The 437-nt window shown below is 62.0% G+C and carries 1 pseudogene; it reads left to right on the top strand.

The annotated features are described in order from the left end of the window. Positions 1-437: pseudogene (locus CCD76_RS19570) on the top strand (IS481 family transposase); the annotation flags it as partial.

The raw sequence follows: 437 nt of genomic DNA, 5'->3' as shown, positions 1-437 counted from the left end.
GGCAGCACCCTCCAGCATCACGGATAGCGAGTTGGCCCGTCAGTATGGCGTATCCGACTCGACCATACGCCGCTGGCGATACCGCGACGATGTCCATGACCGGCCGCATACACGCCACAACCTGCTGGCCACGCTCACTACCGAGCAGGAAGACGTGCTGATCGCCGCCCGTGAATTCCTTCGTCTCGGCCTGGATGACCTCCTCGTCGTGGCACGTGAGTTCCTGAACCCTCGACTGTCCCGCTCAGGCCTGCATCGCATGCTCAAGCGCCGCGAGGTGCCAACACTGGCAGAACTGGCCCGTCAGGATGCCGGAGATGATGGCAAGCCTCGGCACAAGCCCTTCAAGGACTACGAGCCGGGGTACGTGCATATCGACATCAAGTACCTGCCCCAGATGCCTGACGAGCAGCAGAAACGCTACCTGTACGTGGCCA

The organism is Salinicola salarius (assembly GCF_002179555.1).
Lineage (GTDB): Bacteria > Pseudomonadota > Gammaproteobacteria > Pseudomonadales > Halomonadaceae > Salinicola > Salinicola salarius_A.
The sequence above is the reverse complement of the archived record's forward strand: the minus strand, read 5'-3'. Positions and strand labels throughout refer to the sequence as shown.